15 protein-coding genes are annotated in these 15413 nt (G+C 72.1%); 7 read left to right on the top strand and 8 right to left on the bottom strand.

Annotation, left to right across the window (positions count from 1 at the left end):
- The first annotated feature begins 12 nt into the window (after positions 1 to 12).
- The 3 genes from ACIQFU_RS30785 (at position 13) to ACIQFU_RS30775 (ending at position 1566) form a co-directional block, all read left to right on the top strand.
- Positions 13 to 453, top strand: coding sequence for a helix-turn-helix domain-containing protein (locus ACIQFU_RS30785; RefSeq protein WP_402555843.1), 441 nt, complete (start codon positions 13 to 15; stop codon positions 451 to 453).
- A 22-nt stretch (positions 454 to 475) separates the two neighbouring features.
- On the top strand, positions 476 to 1117 hold the full coding sequence (locus ACIQFU_RS30780) for a hypothetical protein (protein WP_402555841.1): 642 nt from the start codon (positions 476 to 478) through the stop codon (positions 1115 to 1117).
- Between the two features lie 113 nt (positions 1118 to 1230).
- Positions 1231 to 1566 (top strand): DUF2516 family protein, encoded by a 336-nt coding sequence (locus ACIQFU_RS30775; protein WP_381666681.1) that lies wholly within the window; start codon positions 1231 to 1233, stop codon positions 1564 to 1566.
- An 81-nt stretch (positions 1567 to 1647) separates the two neighbouring features.
- Here ACIQFU_RS30775 and ACIQFU_RS30770 read toward each other — a convergent pair whose 3' ends face one another.
- The 3 genes from ACIQFU_RS30770 to ACIQFU_RS30760 all read right to left on the bottom strand — a co-directional run bounded on the left by ACIQFU_RS30770 (position 1648) and on the right by ACIQFU_RS30760 (position 5609).
- A complete protein-coding gene (locus tag ACIQFU_RS30770) occupies positions 1648 to 3129 on the bottom strand; it encodes a PP2C family protein-serine/threonine phosphatase (protein ID WP_402555840.1) in 1482 nt (493 codons plus the stop codon).
- Between the two features lie 270 nt (positions 3130 to 3399).
- Positions 3400 to 4557, bottom strand: coding sequence for an NlpC/P60 family protein (locus tag ACIQFU_RS30765; protein ID WP_402555839.1), 1158 nt, complete (start codon positions 4555 to 4557; stop codon positions 3400 to 3402).
- Between the two features lie 236 nt (positions 4558 to 4793).
- Positions 4794 to 5609 carry a class I SAM-dependent methyltransferase gene (locus ACIQFU_RS30760; protein ID WP_402555837.1) on the bottom strand — a complete coding sequence of 272 codons (816 nt, stop codon included), beginning with the start codon at positions 5607 to 5609 and terminating at the stop codon, positions 4794 to 4796.
- Positions 5610 to 5857: 248 nt separating this feature from the next.
- On the opposite strand from ACIQFU_RS30760, the gene mshA reads away from it, so the two are divergent.
- Both mshA and ACIQFU_RS30750 read left to right on the top strand, forming a co-directional pair.
- Positions 5858 to 7231: a D-inositol-3-phosphate glycosyltransferase gene (gene mshA, locus ACIQFU_RS30755; RefSeq protein WP_402555836.1), complete on the top strand. Its 1374-nt coding sequence runs from the start codon at positions 5858 to 5860 to the stop codon at positions 7229 to 7231.
- Complete coding sequence (locus tag ACIQFU_RS30750) at positions 7224 to 7772, top strand: YbjN domain-containing protein (protein ID WP_402555834.1); 549 nt, start codon at positions 7224 to 7226, stop codon at positions 7770 to 7772. The genes mshA and ACIQFU_RS30750 overlap by 8 nt, the downstream gene beginning before the upstream one ends.
- A 21-nt stretch (positions 7773 to 7793) precedes the next feature.
- Here ACIQFU_RS30750 and ACIQFU_RS30745 read toward each other — a convergent pair whose 3' ends face one another.
- Positions 7794 to 8630 carry an AraC family transcriptional regulator gene (locus ACIQFU_RS30745; protein WP_402555833.1) on the bottom strand — a complete coding sequence of 279 codons (837 nt, stop codon included), beginning with the start codon at positions 8628 to 8630 and terminating at the stop codon, positions 7794 to 7796.
- 49 nt (positions 8631 to 8679) lie between these two features.
- Between ACIQFU_RS30745 and ACIQFU_RS30740 the strand changes: the two genes are divergently transcribed.
- Entirely contained in the window at positions 8680 to 9138 is a 459-nt protein-coding gene (locus ACIQFU_RS30740) for a DUF2000 family protein (protein ID WP_402555831.1), read from the top strand.
- 53 nt (positions 9139 to 9191) lie between these two features.
- Here the strand turns inward: ACIQFU_RS30740 and ACIQFU_RS30735 are convergent, their stop codons facing one another.
- Positions 9192 to 10466, bottom strand: a complete 1275-nt coding sequence (locus tag ACIQFU_RS30735; protein WP_402555829.1) for an MDR family MFS transporter — start codon at positions 10464 to 10466, stop codon at positions 9192 to 9194.
- Positions 10467 to 10618: 152 nt separating this feature from the next.
- Here ACIQFU_RS30735 and ACIQFU_RS30730 point away from each other — a divergent pair, with 152 nt between their 5' ends.
- The gene (locus tag ACIQFU_RS30730; RefSeq protein WP_402555827.1) at positions 10619 to 11380 is read left to right on the top strand and encodes a phosphoglyceromutase; all 762 of its coding nucleotides are present in this window, start codon (positions 10619 to 10621) and stop codon (positions 11378 to 11380) included.
- Between the two features lie 78 nt (positions 11381 to 11458).
- Here the strand turns inward: ACIQFU_RS30730 and ACIQFU_RS30725 are convergent, their stop codons facing one another.
- From ACIQFU_RS30725 to ACIQFU_RS30715, 3 genes are all read right to left on the bottom strand, one after another.
- On the bottom strand, positions 11459 to 12694 hold the full coding sequence (locus tag ACIQFU_RS30725) for a tyrosine-type recombinase/integrase (RefSeq protein WP_402555825.1): 1236 nt from the start codon (positions 12692 to 12694) through the stop codon (positions 11459 to 11461).
- A 592-nt stretch (positions 12695 to 13286) separates the two neighbouring features.
- Positions 13287 to 13526: a helix-turn-helix transcriptional regulator gene (locus tag ACIQFU_RS30720; protein WP_402555824.1), complete on the bottom strand. Its 240-nt coding sequence runs from the start codon at positions 13524 to 13526 to the stop codon at positions 13287 to 13289.
- 259 nt (positions 13527 to 13785) lie between these two features.
- Positions 13786 to 15339 carry an ATP-binding protein gene (locus ACIQFU_RS30715; RefSeq protein WP_402555823.1) on the bottom strand — a complete coding sequence of 518 codons (1554 nt, stop codon included), beginning with the start codon at positions 15337 to 15339 and terminating at the stop codon, positions 13786 to 13788.
- Positions 15340 to 15413 lie beyond the last annotated feature (74 nt).

Below are 15413 nucleotides of genomic sequence, written 5' to 3'. Positions count from 1 at the left end.
CATGGTGGAGGCATGGCATCGCTCAACGTCGGCAATCTCGGTGAGTACCTACGCGAGCAGCGGCGCAACGCGCAGCTGTCGTTGCGGCAGCTCGCCGACGCCGCGGGCGTGTCCAACCCGTACCTGAGCCAGATCGAGCGCGGGCTGCGCAAGCCGAGCGCGGAGGTGCTCCAGCAGGTCGCCAAGGCGCTGCGGATCTCCGCCGAGACGCTGTACGTCCGTGCGGGGATCCTCGACGCCGAGCGGGACCGGGACGACGTGGAGACGCGTGCGGTCATCCTCGCCGACCCCTCGCTGAACGAGCGGCAGAAGCAGGTGCTGCTCCAGGTCTACGAGTCCTTCCGCAAGGAGAACGGCTTCGGGGCGGACGCGGATGATGCCGAGGCCGATGCGGACGCCGGCGCCGATGCCGCTGTCGACGGGGCTGAATCAGTAAAAAACCCTCAAACGTAAGCAATTCCGGAGGACCATCACCATGGCCATCACCGACGACCTGCGCAAGACCTTCAGCGACCCCACCCCGCTCTACTTCGCCGCGGGCACCGCCGATCTCGCCTTCCAGCAGGCCAAGAAGGTGCCGGTGCTGGTGGAGCAGCTGCGCGCGGAGGCCCCGGCGCGGATCGACGCCGTACGCAACACCGACCCGAAGGCCGTCCAGGAGAAGGCGACGGCCCGCGTCAAGGAGACCCAGGGCAGCCTCCAGGCCAAGGCCAACGAGCTCTTCGGCAACCTCGACGCCGACTTCAAGAAGCTCGGCGAGACGGCCCAGGACCTCGCGCTGCGTTCCGTCGGCGTCGCCGCCGAGTACGCCGTCAAGGCCCGGGAGACCTACGAGAAGGTCGCCGAGCGCGGCGAGCACGCGGTGCGCACCTGGCGCGGCCAGGCCGCCGACGGCATCGAGGACCTCGCCGAGGACGTGGAGGACTTCGCCGTGGCCGTCGAGCCGGCGAAGCCCGCCCCGGCCAAGCCCGCCGCCGCCAAGCCCGCGACGGCCAAGTCCGAGCCGGTCCGGGTCGCCGAGGACAAGTCCGCCGCGGCCAAGAAGGCCCCCGCCCCGCGCAAGGCGCCGGCGAAGAAGAGCACCACCGCCAGGAAGACGACGCCGCCCGCCAAGTAGGGCGGGGCGTCACGAGTGGGGAGCGGGCCGGGCACCCTTGGGGTGTCCGGCCCGTTGTGCGGGTACGGTGACCGCGTAATGACGATCCGATTCTGGTGGTGGACGTTGTGCTGATGCAGGGGTTCGCAGGCTTCATGTGGCTGCTGAGCATCGCCCTGATCCTTTTCAGCGGCTTCGCTTTGATCGACGCCGCCACGCGCCGCGAGGACGCCTACCGCGCGGCCGACAAGAAGACCAAGCCGTTCTGGCTGATCATCCTCGGGCTCGCCTTCGTGGTGAACCTGATCTTCAACATCCTGTCGTTCCTGCCGATCATCGGTCTCATCGCGACGATCGTGTACATGGTCGACGTACGGCCCGCCCTGCGCGGCATGTCCGGCGGCGGCCGCAGCAGCCGCCGCGGCTCCAGCAGCGACGGTCCGTACGGCCCGTACAACGGCGGACGCTGACCCCGTACGACGGCGGACGTCGACCCCGTACGACCGCGGACGCCGGCCGGCGTCCCCGCGCGGGTCACCGGACCGGGCGGCTCAGGCCGTCCGGTCCAGCAGGACCACGGCCACGTCGTCGGCCAGCTCGCCGCCGTTGAGTTCGCGGACCTCGTTGACGGCCGCGCGCAGCAGCTCCTCGCCCCGCAGGCCCTCGGCGCGCTGGCGGCGCACCATCTCCACCATGCCGTCCTGGCCGAGCCGCTCCCGGCCCTCGCCGACGTGGCCCTCGATCAGGCCGTCGGTGTAGAGCATCAGGCTCCACTCGGCGCCCAGCTCCACCTGCATCCGCGGCCAGCGGGCACCCGGCAGCAGCCCCAGCGCCGGGCCGTTGTTGTCGTACGGCAGCAGGCGCGCGGGCACACCCGGCGCGGCGATCAGCGGGGCCGGGTGTCCGGCCAGGCACAGGCCGGCGCGGCGGCCGTCGGGCGATATGTCCACGGCGCACAGGGTCGCGAAGATCTCGTCGTCCGAGCGCTCGTGTTCCAGCACCTGCTGCAGCGTGCCGAGCAGTTCGTCGCCGCAGAGCCCGGCCAGGGTCAGCGCCCGCCAGGCGATCCGCAGCTCCACGCCGAGCGCCGCCTCGTCCGGGCCGTGCCCGCAGACGTCGCCGATCATGGCGTGCACGGTGCCGTCCGGGGTGCGTACGACGTCGTAGAAGTCGCCGCCGAGCAGCGCGCGGGAGCGGCCCGGACGGTAGCGGGCGGCGAAGCGCAGCGGGGAGCCGGCCAGCAGCGGGGTCGGCAGCAGGCCGCGCTCCAGCCGGCGGTTCTCCTGCGCCCGCAGCCGGCCCTCGGCCAGCCGCCGCTCCGCCGAGTCGGACCGCTTGCGCTCGACGGCGTAGCGGATCGCCCGGCTCAGCAGGCGCCCGTCCAGCTCGTCGCGGAACAGGTAGTCCTGCGCGCCGACCGCCACGGCCTCGGCGCCGCGCTCGGCGTCGCTGGAGGAGGTGAGCGCCAGCACGGCGTGCCGGGGCGCGAGCTCCAGGACGTGCCGGAGGACGGCCAGCTCGTCGGCGTCCTCGCCGGTGCTCTCGCCGTCGCCGGTGCCCTCGCCGCCGGCGCGGGCCGGGGCGGGGGCCGACAGGGCGAGGTCCAGCAGGATGCAGTGGACGTCGTCGGTCAGCAGCCGCCCGGCCTCGGTGAGGTTGCGCGCGGTGCGGACGCGGATCGGCTTGCCGGCCTGGTCGAGCAGGTCGGGCACGATCGGCGAGCCGGCCGGGTCGTCCTCGATCAGCAGCACCGTCAGGTTCGTGGGGGCCGCGTTCTCGGCCCGGCCGCTCTGCGTGCGGGCGGTGCCGGTGTCCGTGCCGGGGGTGCTGGTGCCGGTGCTGGTGTCCGTGGGCTTCTCGCGCTTCTCCGTGGGGTTCTCTCGGATGTTCTCTCGCTGTGTGCCGGGGTTCTCGGCCGGGCGGGTCCCGGGCGGGGCCTGTTCCGTGGAAGGGCCGCTGTCCGGGGACGCGGCGGGCGCCTGACCACACTCCACGGCCGGGATCGCCCTCTGCCGCGGTACGGGTACGGGCATCGTCTTGGTTTCCTTCCCTCCCCCCGAGGGCATGGCGGGGCGAGGGACCTCGACCCACCGACGGGGACCATAGCGGGTGACGGCGCCGCTGCGGAATGGTCCAGAACACGTCGGGCGGCCATCGGCCACTGTCATATGCCGCGTTATCCCCCGCAGTTGGACAGGTCGGCCCGGTGCCGGGAATGACGAACGTCACGCGGGCGGGGCGCCGGGCGTGGACTGGGTCACGTTGCCCGGCTCACGCGTCCGGCGCGCGGTGCGTGGCCCGCGTCACTCCTTGGGTGCGGACGGCTGCTCCGGGGCGGTGTCCGGGCGGACCACCCCGAGGATCGGCATGGAGCCCGCCCCCGCGAGGGTGATCGAGCGCCCCGGGCGCGGGGCGTGCACGACGGAGCCGTCGCCGACGTACATGCCGACGTGGCTGGCGTCGTCGAAGTAGATGATCAGGTCGCCGGGGCGCATGTCCTCGACGTCGACGTGCTCCAGCTGCTTCCACTGCTGCTGCGAGGTGCGCGGGATCGCCTGCCCCGCCGACACCCAGGCCTGCGAGGTCAGTCCGGAGCAGTCGTAGGACTTCGGGCCCTCGGCGCCCCACTGGTACGGCTTCCCGATCTGGGCGGTGGCGTACTCGACCGCCTTGCGGCCCCTTTCGGTCGCGTCGGTGTCGAGGTCGTCGAGGATGCCGGAGCCGAGCCAGGCGGTCTGGGCCTTGGCCTGCGCCTCCTTCTCCAGCCGGGCGAGGCGCTCCTTCTCCTCCTTCTCCAGCTCCGACTCCAGCTTCTCGGCCGCCGCGATCTGCTTCTCGATCTTCTTCTGGGCCTTGGCCTTGGCCTTCCGGTTCGCCTCCAGCTCCTTGAAGCGGGCGGAGGCGTCCGCCGCGTAGGTCTCCAGGTCCTCCTGGGCGCGGGTCAGCTCGCCGAGCAGGCCCTTGGTGGCGCGCTGGCCCTGGATCACCCGGCCGGTGCCGTCGAGGAAGTCCTCGGGGTCGTCGCTCAGGACGAGCTTGGCCCCGTCGGGCAGACCGCCGGTGCGGTACTGGGAGCGGGCCGCGGCGCCCGCGCGGTCCTTCAGCCCGTCCAGCTTCTCCTGGCCCTTGACGATCTTCTTGGCCAGCTCGACGATCTCGGCGTTCTGCTTCTCGGCCTTCTCCTCCGCCGCGTTGTACTCCTCGGTGGCCGAGGCCGCCGCGCGGTAGAGCTTGTCGAGCTTCTTGCGTACGGCTTCCAGGTCCTTGCCCTTGCCGGGCGTGGCGGCCGGAGCGGCCGGGGTGGCGGAGGCGTCGGGGGCGCTCGGCGACGGTGACGACGAGGGTGAGGACGAGGGCGAGGGGCCCGGGTCCGCGAACGCCGTGCCCGGTGCCGCCAGCACGGTGACCGCGCAGACCACGGCCACGGCAGCGGTCGTCAAGCCACGCTTCCCCGTACGCATACCTCGCCCCCAACCTGATTAACCGTCAGTAACATAGCCCGCTCGGGGGATCGTGCCATGCCGGCGCGAAAAGCGACAGAGGCCGTGCTTTCCTCCCGCTTTCCCTCGGTGCCCGCTCGGTGCCCGCTCGGTGGCCGCTCGGTGGCCGCTCGGTTGTCTCCCGAGGTGTGGGACGAACGCCGCACGGAGATCGTTCCCGGCCGGCCCCCCTGCCCCCTCCGGGCCGTACCGCCGGTTCACGCGCGGGGCGCCAACGCCTCCCACCGCAACGTCACTTCGCCCTGCCGCCACCGCACCGGCCCGTCCGTCACCGGCCAGTCGGCCGTGAGGTCCCGCACGGCGCGCATCCAGCGCTGCCGGGCGCCGTAGGAGGCGTAGGGCGCGGCGGCGGCCCAGGCCCGGTCGAAGTCGCGCAGGAAGGCGTGCACGGGCTCACCGGGGACATTGCGGTGGATCAGCGCCTTCGGCAGCCGTTCGGCCAGGTCGGAGGGGGTGGCCAGGGAGCCGAGCCGGGTGGCGAAGGTGACCGTGCGCGGCCCCTCGGGGCCCAGGGCCACCCACACGTGCCGGCGCCCGATCTCGTCACAGGTGCCCTCGACCAGCAGCCCCCCGCGCGAGTGCTCCGACGCCGGTGCGAGCCGCGCGCACAGCCGCTGCCAGACGGCGGCGACCTCGCCCTCGTCGTACTGGCGCAGCACGTTCGCCGCGCGGATCAGCAGGGGCGGCCCGGAAACCGGGACCTCGAAGCCGCCGTGCCGGAAGTCGAGCCCCGCGCGCGCGTACGGCTGGGCCGCCGCCACCCGGGCCGGGTCGATCTCGACGCCCACCACGCGCGCGTGCGGCGCGACCGTGCGCAGGCGCAGCAGCAGCTCGACGGCCGTCCAGGGGGCCGCGCCGTAGCCGAGGTCGACGGCGACGGGGCCGGCCGCGCGGCGCAGTTCGGCGCCGTGCGCGGCCGCGATCCAGCGGTCCATGCGGCGCAGCCGGTTGGGGTTGGTCGTCCCGCGCGTGACCGTGCCCACGGGGCGGGTGGCGGTGGCGCGGCGTGGCATGTCTACGAGGGTATGCGGCCGGCCGTCCGGCATTCGTCCACGGGATGGTGGTACCCGCACACCTCGGGGCAGGGCTCCCGGCCCTGCGTGGGGGACCGGACCGGCCCTCGAACGGTTGAGCGATAGGCGGTAATGATTCGGCAAAGGCCGGAAAACCGGAATGGAGCACCGTCCGTCCGGTGTTCCCACCCCTTGGAGGGCACCACAGGTCCTCCGACCGGCATGCCCGCAGCGAGGAGGAACGGCTCGTGAGCCAGTACGTCAGCAGGCTCGGGCGTCGCTCACCGGCGGCCTCCCCGCGGCTGAGGCTGAACCGAAGGCCCCGCCGCGTCGCCATGCTCTCCGTGCACACCTCACCGCTCCACCAGCCCGGCACCGGCGACGCCGGCGGCATGAACGTCTACATCGTGGAGCTGGCCCAGCGTCTCGCCGCCATCAACATCGAGGTCGAGATCTTCACGCGGGCGACCACCGCCGCCCTCCCGCCCTGCGTCGAACTGGCGCCCGGCGTCCTCGTCCGGCACGTCGACGCGGGCCCGTACGAGGGGCTGGCCAAGGAGGAGCTGCCCGCCCAGCTCTGCGCCTTCACCCACGGCGTGATGCAGGCCTGGGCCGGTCATCGCCCCGGCCACTACGACCTCGTGCACTCCCACTACTGGCTCTCCGGCCACGTCGGCTGGCTCGCCGCCCAGCGCTGGGGCGCCCCGCTCGTGCACGCCATGCACACCATGGCCAAGGTCAAGAACGCCAACCTGGCCGACGGCGACACCCCCGAGCCGGCCGCCCGCGTCATCGGCGAGACCCAGATCGTCGCCGCCTCCGACCGCCTGATCGCCAACACGGCGGAGGAGGCCGGCGAACTCGTCCGCCACTACTGCGCCGACCCCGGCAAGGTCGCCGTCGTCCACCCCGGCGTGAACCTCGACCGGTTCCGCCCCTTCCCGAAGGGCCGCGTACCCGGTCCGGGCCAGCACGGCAACGCCCGCGCCGCCGCCCGCGCCCGCCTCGGCCTGCCCCAGGACGCCCTGATCCCGCTCTTCGCCGGCCGCATACAGCCCCTGAAGGCGCCGGACATCCTGCTCCGCGCGGTCGCCGTACTCCTCGACGAGTGTCCCGAGCTGCGCTCGCGCATCGTCGTCCCCGTCGTCGGCGGCCCCAGCGGCAGCGGCCTCGCCAAGCCGGAGGGCCTGCAGAAACTCGCCGCTCGGCTCGGCATCGCCGACGTCGTGCGCTTCCGGCCGCCGGTCGGACAGGAACAGCTCGCCGACTGGTTCCGGGCCGCGTCGGTGCTGGTCATGCCGTCCTACAGCGAGTCCTTCGGACTGGTCGCCATAGAGGCCCAGGCCGCCGGTACGCCGGTGCTGGCCGCGGCGGTGGGCGGGCTCCCGGTCGCGGTGCGCGACGGGCACACCGGCCGCCTCGTCGACGGGCACGATCCCGCCGCGTACGCGCGCGTGCTGCGCGACTTCGCCGACAACCCCGAGCTGACGCCCCGCATGGGCGACGCCGCCGCCCGGCACGCCCAGTCCTTCGGCTGGGACAGCGCCGCCGCCGCGACCGCCGACGTCTACACGGCCGCGATCCAGTCGCACCGCCGTCGCGTACGCTCGCACCATGGCTGAGGCACCGGACAAGGCAGCACAGGTCGTCGAGGCGGCACTGAAGGACGCCGACCTGGAGTGGGAGAGCCCGGAACCCGGCAACTACGTCGTCAAGCTCCCCGGCACCCGCAAGCTGTCCACTACGGTCTCCCTCCTCCTCGGCCGGCACTCCCTCTCCCTCAACGCCTTCGTCATCCGCCACCCCGACGAGAACGAACCGGCCGTCCACCGCTGGCTGCTGGAACGCAACCTCAAGCTCTACGGCGTCGGTTACGCCGTCGACCGCCTCGGCGACGTCTACGTCACCGCGAAGCTCCCCCTGGCCGCCGTCACCCCCGACGAGATCGACCGCCTCCTCGGGCAGGTCCTCGAAGCCGCCGACGGCGCCTTCAACACCCTGCTGGAGCTGGGCTTCGCCTCCGCCATCCGCAAGGAGTACGAGTGGCGGACCTCGCGCGGCGAGTCGACGCGGAACCTGGACGCCTTCCGGCACCTGATCGAGCGCGCGGAGAACGCCGGGGAGAATCCCGCGGAGGGCGAGGCGGAGAACGCCGGGGACTGAGCCGGCCGGGGTGGTCGCAGGTCACCGCCCGCTCGCGCGGTAGCGCCCCGGCGTGACCCCCACCAACCGCTTGAAGTGCCGGGTCAGATGGGCCTGGTCGTAGAACCCGGTGGCGCCCGCCACGTCCGCCGGGGACCGCCCGGCCAGCAGCAGCCGCCGGGCCCGGTCGACCCGGCGGGACATCAGGTACTGGTGCGGCGCGATGCCGTACGCCCCGCTGAACGCCCGTACGAGATGCGCCGGATGGGCGGGCACGAGCGCGGCCGCCTCGTCGAGCCCGATCCCCGCCACGACCCGCTCGTCGAGCAGCTCCCGCAGCCGCCGGGCGAGCACGGGATCCCGGCGGCCGGCGAGGCCCGTGCCTGCCCTGGGGCGCAGATGGATGCGCAGCCGCTCGCCGACCAGCGTCAGCCGGCTCTCCGCCTCCAGCTCGTCCCCGGGCCGGGCGAGCGCGGCGTGCAGCTGCCCGACCCGCCGCCGCAGCACCGGATCACGCAGGTCGGGGGCGTCCACGGCCGGGCCGATCAGCTCGTCGCCCAGCCGGGAGGCGTCCAGGTACAGGACGCGCTTGCGGAAGCCGTCCGGGGTCGCCGGGGAGCCGTTGTGCGGCACGTGCGGCGGCAGCAGCGACACCGTGTCGTGCGGGGTGCCGTGCTCGTGCCGGTCCAGGTCGTACCGTACGGCGCCGTCGTCGACGATGAGCAGCGTCCAGGCGTCGTGGACGTGCATCGGGTAGGCGTACTCGGTGTAGTGCGCGTGGAAGACCTCGACGACGCCCGGGACGCGGGGACGCCACGCGGTGACGTTCCGCTGGTCGCCGCGCCGGTCCCTCCGCTGGTCGTTGCGCTGGCGGGCCATGCAAAAAACGTACAAGACCGGGCGGGGCGCGGGTCGGCAGTCTCACCGTATGAGCACGCACGACGCAGCCCCGCAGACCGCCGGCCCCGAGACCCCCGTCCGCTTCGACACCAAGATCGCCGTACTGCTGCGCGAGGACCTGGCGACCTGGCAGCGCCTCAACGTCACGGCCTTCCTGGTCAGCGGCCTGGGCAGCCAGTTCCCCGAGGTCGTCGGGGAGCCGTACGAGGACGCCGACGCGGTCGGCTACCTGCCGATGTTCCGCCAGCCGGTCCTGGTCTTCGAGGGCACGAAGGAGACCCTGACGACGGCCCACGCGCGCGTGCTGTCGCGCGCCCTGCCCCGCGCCCTCTTCACGTCCGACCTCTTCACCACGGGCAACGACCGCGACAACCGGGCGGCGGTACGGTCCGTCGCGACGGCGGACCTGGACCTGGTGGGCCTCGCGGTGTACGGCCCGAAGAACGCGGTGGACAAGGTGCTGAAGGGGGCGCGGATGCACGCGTGAGCGGGCGGCGGGATCGGGCGGGGCCGGTCGGGATCGGGCGGGGCCGGTCGAGATCAGACGGCGCCGGTGTCGACCCGGGGTGCGGGGGCGACGGACGTTTCCCGGGGCACCGGTGTCCCGTGCTCCGGCAGGCCCCGCATGAGCCCCCAGTACCCGGCCGCCGCCACCGTCCCGACGACGGCGCAGACGCCCCACAGCCACTCGGCGCCCCAGTGGTCGATGACGAACCCGGACATCAGCGGGGCGACGAGGGCGGCGACCGCCCAGGACATGGTGTACATCCCCTGGTACCGCCCGCGCCCGTGCACGGGCGACAGCCGGACGACGAGCCCGGTCTGGGTCGGCGCGTTGACGATCTCGGCCAGCGTCCACACGCACACGGTGAGGGCGAAGACCGCGACCGACCCGGCGAAGGCGGTGAGCCCGAAGCCGTACCCGGCCAGCAGGGAGGAGGCGATGAGCAGCAGCCGCGGATCGCGGTGCACGATGAACCGCGTGACGGGGATCTGCAGGACGACGATCAGGACGCCGTTGACGGCGATCGCGACCCCGAAGTCCGCGGGCGTGAACCCGGCCTCGCCCATGGCGACGGGCAGCCCGACGTAGGCCTGCTGAAAGATCAGGGCGACCAGGAACGACAGCCCGACGACGCTCATGTACCGCCCGTCGCGCAGCACGGTCCGCAGGGACACGGCCGCGTCCTTGTCGCCTGCGGCGGCGGTCCCCGCCCGCTGCGGCCGGGACTCGGGCAGCTTCACGAAGACGAGCACGGCGCAGACGAGCGTCATCCCGGCCTCGATCATGAACCCGGCGAGGTAGCTGACCTCGGCGATGAACCCGGCCGCCATGGAGGAGACCGCGAAGCCGAGGTTGATCGCCCAGTAGTTGAGCGAGAACGCCCGGACCCGGTCCTCGGGCCGCACGATGTCCGCCATCATCGCCTGCACCGCCGGCCGGGAGGCGTTGCTCGCCATGCCGACCAGGAAGGCGACGGCGGCGATGGCCACCGGGTCGCGCATGAAGCCGAGCAGCGCGACCGACAGCGCGGTGGAGGTCTGCGCGACGAGCAGCGTCGGCCGCCGCCCCATCCGGTCGGTCATCACCCCGGCACCCAGCGAGGACACGACCCCGCCGAGCCCGTGCAGGGCGGCGACCAGACCGGCGTACGAGGCGGAGTAGCCGCGGTCGATGGTCAGGTACAGCGCCATGAAGGTGGCGACGAAGGCACCGAGCCGGTTGACCAGGGTGCTGGTCCACAGCCACCAGAACTCGCGGGGGAGCCCGGAGACGGTCTCGCGTGCGGCACGCCTGAGTCCGGCGACTGACATGGGTCCCCCGAGGTGGCTGTAAGCGGCTGATCCGGTGAGCACAACTTACAAACGGCTCTCTCGGGGAAGCCATCCAATTAACACTTCCCGTCAACCGTCCGCCCACCGGGCGCACGCGCGGGGGATCGGAGCCTTGGATTACGCTCGGGAGCATGGCCGACGCACCGTACAAGCTGATCCTCCTCCGCCACGGCGAGAGCGAGTGGAACGAGAAGAACCTGTTCACCGGCTGGGTGGACGTCAACCTCACCCCGAAGGGCGAGAAGGAGGCGACGCGCGGCGGCGAGCTGCTCAAGGACGCCGGCCTGCTGCCCGACGTGGTCCACACGTCCGTCCAGAAGCGCGCGATCCGCACGGCCCAGCTCGCGCTGGAGGCCGCCGACCGCCACTGGATCCCGGTCCACCGCCACTGGCGCCTCAACGAGCGCCACTACGGCGCCCTCCAGGGCAAGGACAAGGCGCAGACCCTCGCGGAGTTCGGCGAGGAGCAGTTCATGCTGTGGCGCCGCTCCTACGACACCCCGCCGCCCCCGCTGGACCGCGACGCCGAGTACTCCCAGTTCAACGACGCCCGCTACGCGATGCTCCCGCCGGAGCTGCGCCCGCAGACGGAGTGCCTCAAGGACGTCGTCGGCCGCATGCTGCCGTACTGGTTCGACAGCATCGTCCCCGACCTCCTGACCGGCCGCACGGTCCTGGTCGCCGCCCACGGCAACTCCCTGCGCGCCCTCGTCAAGCACCTCGACGGCATCTCCGACGCCGACATCGCGGGCCTGAACATCCCGACGGGCATCCCGCTGACGTACGAACTCGACGCCGAGTTCAAGCCGCTGAACCCGGGCGGCACGTACCTGGACCCGGGCGCGGCCGCGGCGGCGATCGAGGCCGTGAAGAACCAGGGCAAGAAGAAGTAGAGTTGGTGATCATGCCTCCCACCTGCGCAAACGGCGCGGATGGGAGGCATTTTCGTGCCCTGGAACCTCCCTGGAACCTCAGTCCGTGTGATCTTGGGGCCGGAGTGCCTTGCCGAGTGCCTTCCGGGCTCGGTCCCGACTGCTCGGCATGAGGTGCGCGTAGACCTTGAGCGTCAGCCCCGGATCGGAGTGCCCGAGGTACTCGGCAAGCGCCTTGATGCTCTCCCCTGCGTCCAAGAGCACGGACGCGTAGAAGTGCCGGAGGGCGTGCATGCCGTGTTCGCGCGCGGCGGCGTGCTCGCGGCTCTTGGCCTTGGGGATGACACCGGCCTTGGCGAGCGCGGGCTTCCAGTGGTCTTCGTTCAGCGACGTGCGCCAGACGTGCCCGCCGTTGGGGCCTGTGAAGATGAGCCGCCGCGTCACCGGCTGGCCGTTCGCTCGCATCCAGGGGAGCCTGATCTCTACAGGCGGGAACCGCTTGATGTGCTCCTGTAGCGCCTCTGCCACGGGGTCGGGCAGCGGAACGTCACGGAGCTTGCCGCCCTTCGGGGGCGCGAACACGGCCTTGCTCAGGCTCAGCTTGAGCTGCTGCACCACGTGCACGGTGCCGTTGTCGAAGTCGATGTCATCGACGGACAGGCCGAGGATCTCGCCTTGCCGCAGGCCGCACCCTGCACCTACGTCGACCATGGGCCGGAATCGCTCGACCATGGCGGCACGCATGGCAAAGACGCGCTCAGGTTCCCAGGGGACGACACGGCGGGCACCGATGGCCGGCGGGGTGACCGTGTGCGAGTTGCAGGGGTTCCGGCGCAGGCATCCGTCCTCCACGGCGGCAGAGAGCACGGCGCGGACGTTGGAGAAAATGACGCGGGCGTACGAGCCGGACATGCCGGTTTCTTCGAGCTGCGTCACGAACTCGCGGATGTGGCTCGGCTGGAACGACCCGAGCTGACGCGATCCGATGCGGGGGAAGGCGTGCAGCTTGAGCTGAGACTCCATGGACGCGCGGGTGTTGGGGTCACCGCTCTGGCTCGCAAGCCACTTCTCCGCGAACTCCTGAAACGTCGTACGGGACGCGTTCGGGTCGATGAAGTCGCCGCGGGCCACGTCCGCCTGCATGGCGCTCAGCCATTGCTCCGCGAGGCGCTTCTGTCCGTCGGGGAAGGACTTGTTCTTTCGCTTGCCGTCGGGCGTGAGGTAGCGGGCTTGGTAGCGCATCCCAGTGCCGTAACGGTCGGTCTTGACGCGGACAGCCTTGCCGTCGGCGTCGGTGGTGGTCTTGATCCAGCGGTCGAAGATGTGGCCAGCCATGGGGGCTGTGTCCCTTCTCGGTAGCAGGGCCCGGCGGGGCCGATGGCGCCCGTCCGGCCGGTTTCGAGGTGTGCTGGGTCAAGCCCGCTACTTGCTACGGGCCTGATCACTGGGGGTTTGGGCTGCTAGCGGGGCTGCTACCGGTAGCGGGTGTGGCTGCTACCGGTAGCAGCCGGGCGGGGGTCTCAGGGAGGCAGAGGCAGGGTGTTCGGGGTGGCTTCCTGCGGGGGTTTTCAGGGGCGCCGGGGGCGTGCCTCCCTGCCTCCCTGCCTCCCTGAGGGGGTGTCTGTGCTGGTCAGGTAGAGGGAGGCGGGGCAGGGAGGCAGTCAGGGAGTTCTCCCTGCCTCCCTCGGCCGGCGGGCGGTGCCTCCCTGCGGCTCCCGGCGGTTGGCGGGGCCGGTTGGGGAGGTAGCGGCGAGGTCTCCGGGATGCTTCCAGGGGCTGTTTTTCGTGGTGCTCCGGCCGTGCCTCCCCGCCTCCCCCAAGCGGTCTCTGCGCTGTTCAGTGGGGGGAGTTCGGGCCGGGGAGGTGGTTGGGGAGTTTTCCCCGCCTCCCCGGCCGGGTGGGCGGTGCCTCCCTGCCGGGTGAGGGGTCAGGCGGCGTCTTCGAGGGCGGCCTGTTCGGTCACCCACGCTTGGACGGCGGCCGGGTCGTAGCGCAGGTGCTTGCCGACGCGGAAGCCTGCCGGTCCGATGCGCTTGCGGCGCCACTGGTAGACGGTTTCGACGCTGGGGAGGCTGAACATGGTGACCAGGTCTTCGGGGGTGAGGTAGCGGTCCGGGAGGCCGCCGCGCAGGGCGGCGCGGGGGTCGTTCGGCTCGGTGGTGGCCATGGCGGTGGTGACTCCTCGTGTCCGTCGGGCGGTGCGTGGGAGTGGTGCCGGTCGCCGTCCTAGAGAGTTCGTGTATTTCAGCGTCCGCAGCGTCCTAGCGTCCGCACGGCTGTATTACGGCAGTTCGGAGCGGGTGCGGGGTGTGGACGCTAGAGCGGACGCTGCGGACGCTGCGGACGCTGGACGGCTGTAGCGTCCGCAGTCTTGGACGTGTCCGGGCCGCTGGTGTGCGGCCCGGCCCGGCGGTGTTCCGGCTACGTCAGGTCTGGTCAGGCAGGGTTCTGCCCCGCCCCGTGGGGGCCACCTCCGGCCACAGAGAGCCTTGGTCGGATGCGGACGCTGACGGGTCGTCGTCGGGTGCGCGGGAGAGGATCAGCAGCTTGTGCCGGTGCCGGTCTCGGCTACGTTGCGTGTCGTCGACCGTGATGCCGATGGACCGCAGCAGCGGAGCGAGCCGCTTCACGCGTCCGCCGGCGCGGGTGGCGTCCTTGGGCCAGGTCGGCGGCCGGACCAGGCCCGGCACGGGCAGCGCTTCGAGCAACTGGGCGGCCGTGCCCTGCCAGGTGCCTGCCTGGTCGACCAGGGCGGCGATGGCCATGGCGAACGGGTCGCCTTCCAGCGCGTCCGTGGCGACGTTCGCCGAGGTGGCGAGGTAGTCAGCCAGCGTGCGCCAGCCCTGCGTCTGGTCGACGGCCGCGAGCACGCGGGCGAAGTCGGCCATGCGCGGCATGGACTCCAGCCGCACCGACGGGAGCACGGCGAGCGCGCAGGCCAGCACATCGAACAGGGCCCCGAGCACGGCCGGACGGACCGCCTCGAAGGTGGCGTCCAGCTCTTCCTCGGAACGGCGGTGGTGGGAGTCGATGAGCTGCAAGTCCAGCAGCAGCACGCGTTCGGCCAGGTCCCCGGCGAGAGCTCCCGCGTCGATCGTGGTCATGGCGAGCACCCGCTTGAAGGTGAGGACCACCACGTCATCGTCGGTGTAGAGGGCGCGGTCGACCACGCCGTCACCGGTCACCGCCTTGCACAGGGTGTCCGACAGCCACGGCGGGATCGTGCTCACGTTGTCCAGGCACAGCGCCCATGAGCTGAACGCCTGGCGGGACCACGCCTTTTCGTCCCGCGGCTGGCTGCGCTTGGCGGCCGGGGACGGGTCCACCAGGTTGATGAACATCTGGGCGGCCTTGGACTTACCCGTGCCCTGCTCGCCCTTGCACACGATGGCCGGGTGCGGGATGTCGGGAATCCACGCGGCGACCAGCCACGCGACGAGCTGGTGGAACGCGGATTCGTCCATGTTCAGCAGCGCGTGGAGCTTGGCCAGGCCGTCTCCGTCCAGCACCGGCACGGGCATCGGGGCCATGGCACCGGAGCGGCGGAAGAGGACCGGGGAGCGGTCCACGACCTGCCAGCCGAGACCGGAGACGACGACCGCGCGGCCGTCGGCGCTGCCGAGGTCGACCACGATCGCGCCGTCCGGGGCCCGCCCTACGCGCAGGTTGACCGGCACGGGGTCGTGGTCCTCGGCGATGCCTTCGAGCACGGTCATGGCGTCCGCGAGCGCGGACTGTGAGGCCACCTCCCCGGGGTAGGCATCCGCGAACCTTCGAGCCAGACGCTGCCTCAGGCCCGCCTTGCCCCGCAGCGGCACGGCGACGTTCGCCCCGTCCAGGGCGACCGCATACGGGCGGCCGTCGGTGGACATCACAAACCGATACGCCTCGCGCGCCATGGCCACGATCCGCGCGGCGGCCGGCGGCTGCTTGCCGCCCTCACCACCCCCTCCGGGAGCAGCAGGCCGACGGGTGTTCACGGTCCCACCGATGGTGTTCACGCCGTCGGTGGACCTGTTCACGGATCGGGTCGATTCGTTCACGGACCTCGCCC

This window comes from Streptomyces sp. NPDC093065 (assembly GCF_044754585.1).
Classification (GTDB): domain Bacteria; phylum Actinomycetota; class Actinomycetes; order Streptomycetales; family Streptomycetaceae; genus Streptomyces.
This window is presented reverse-complemented; position numbering and strand designations above follow the sequence as displayed.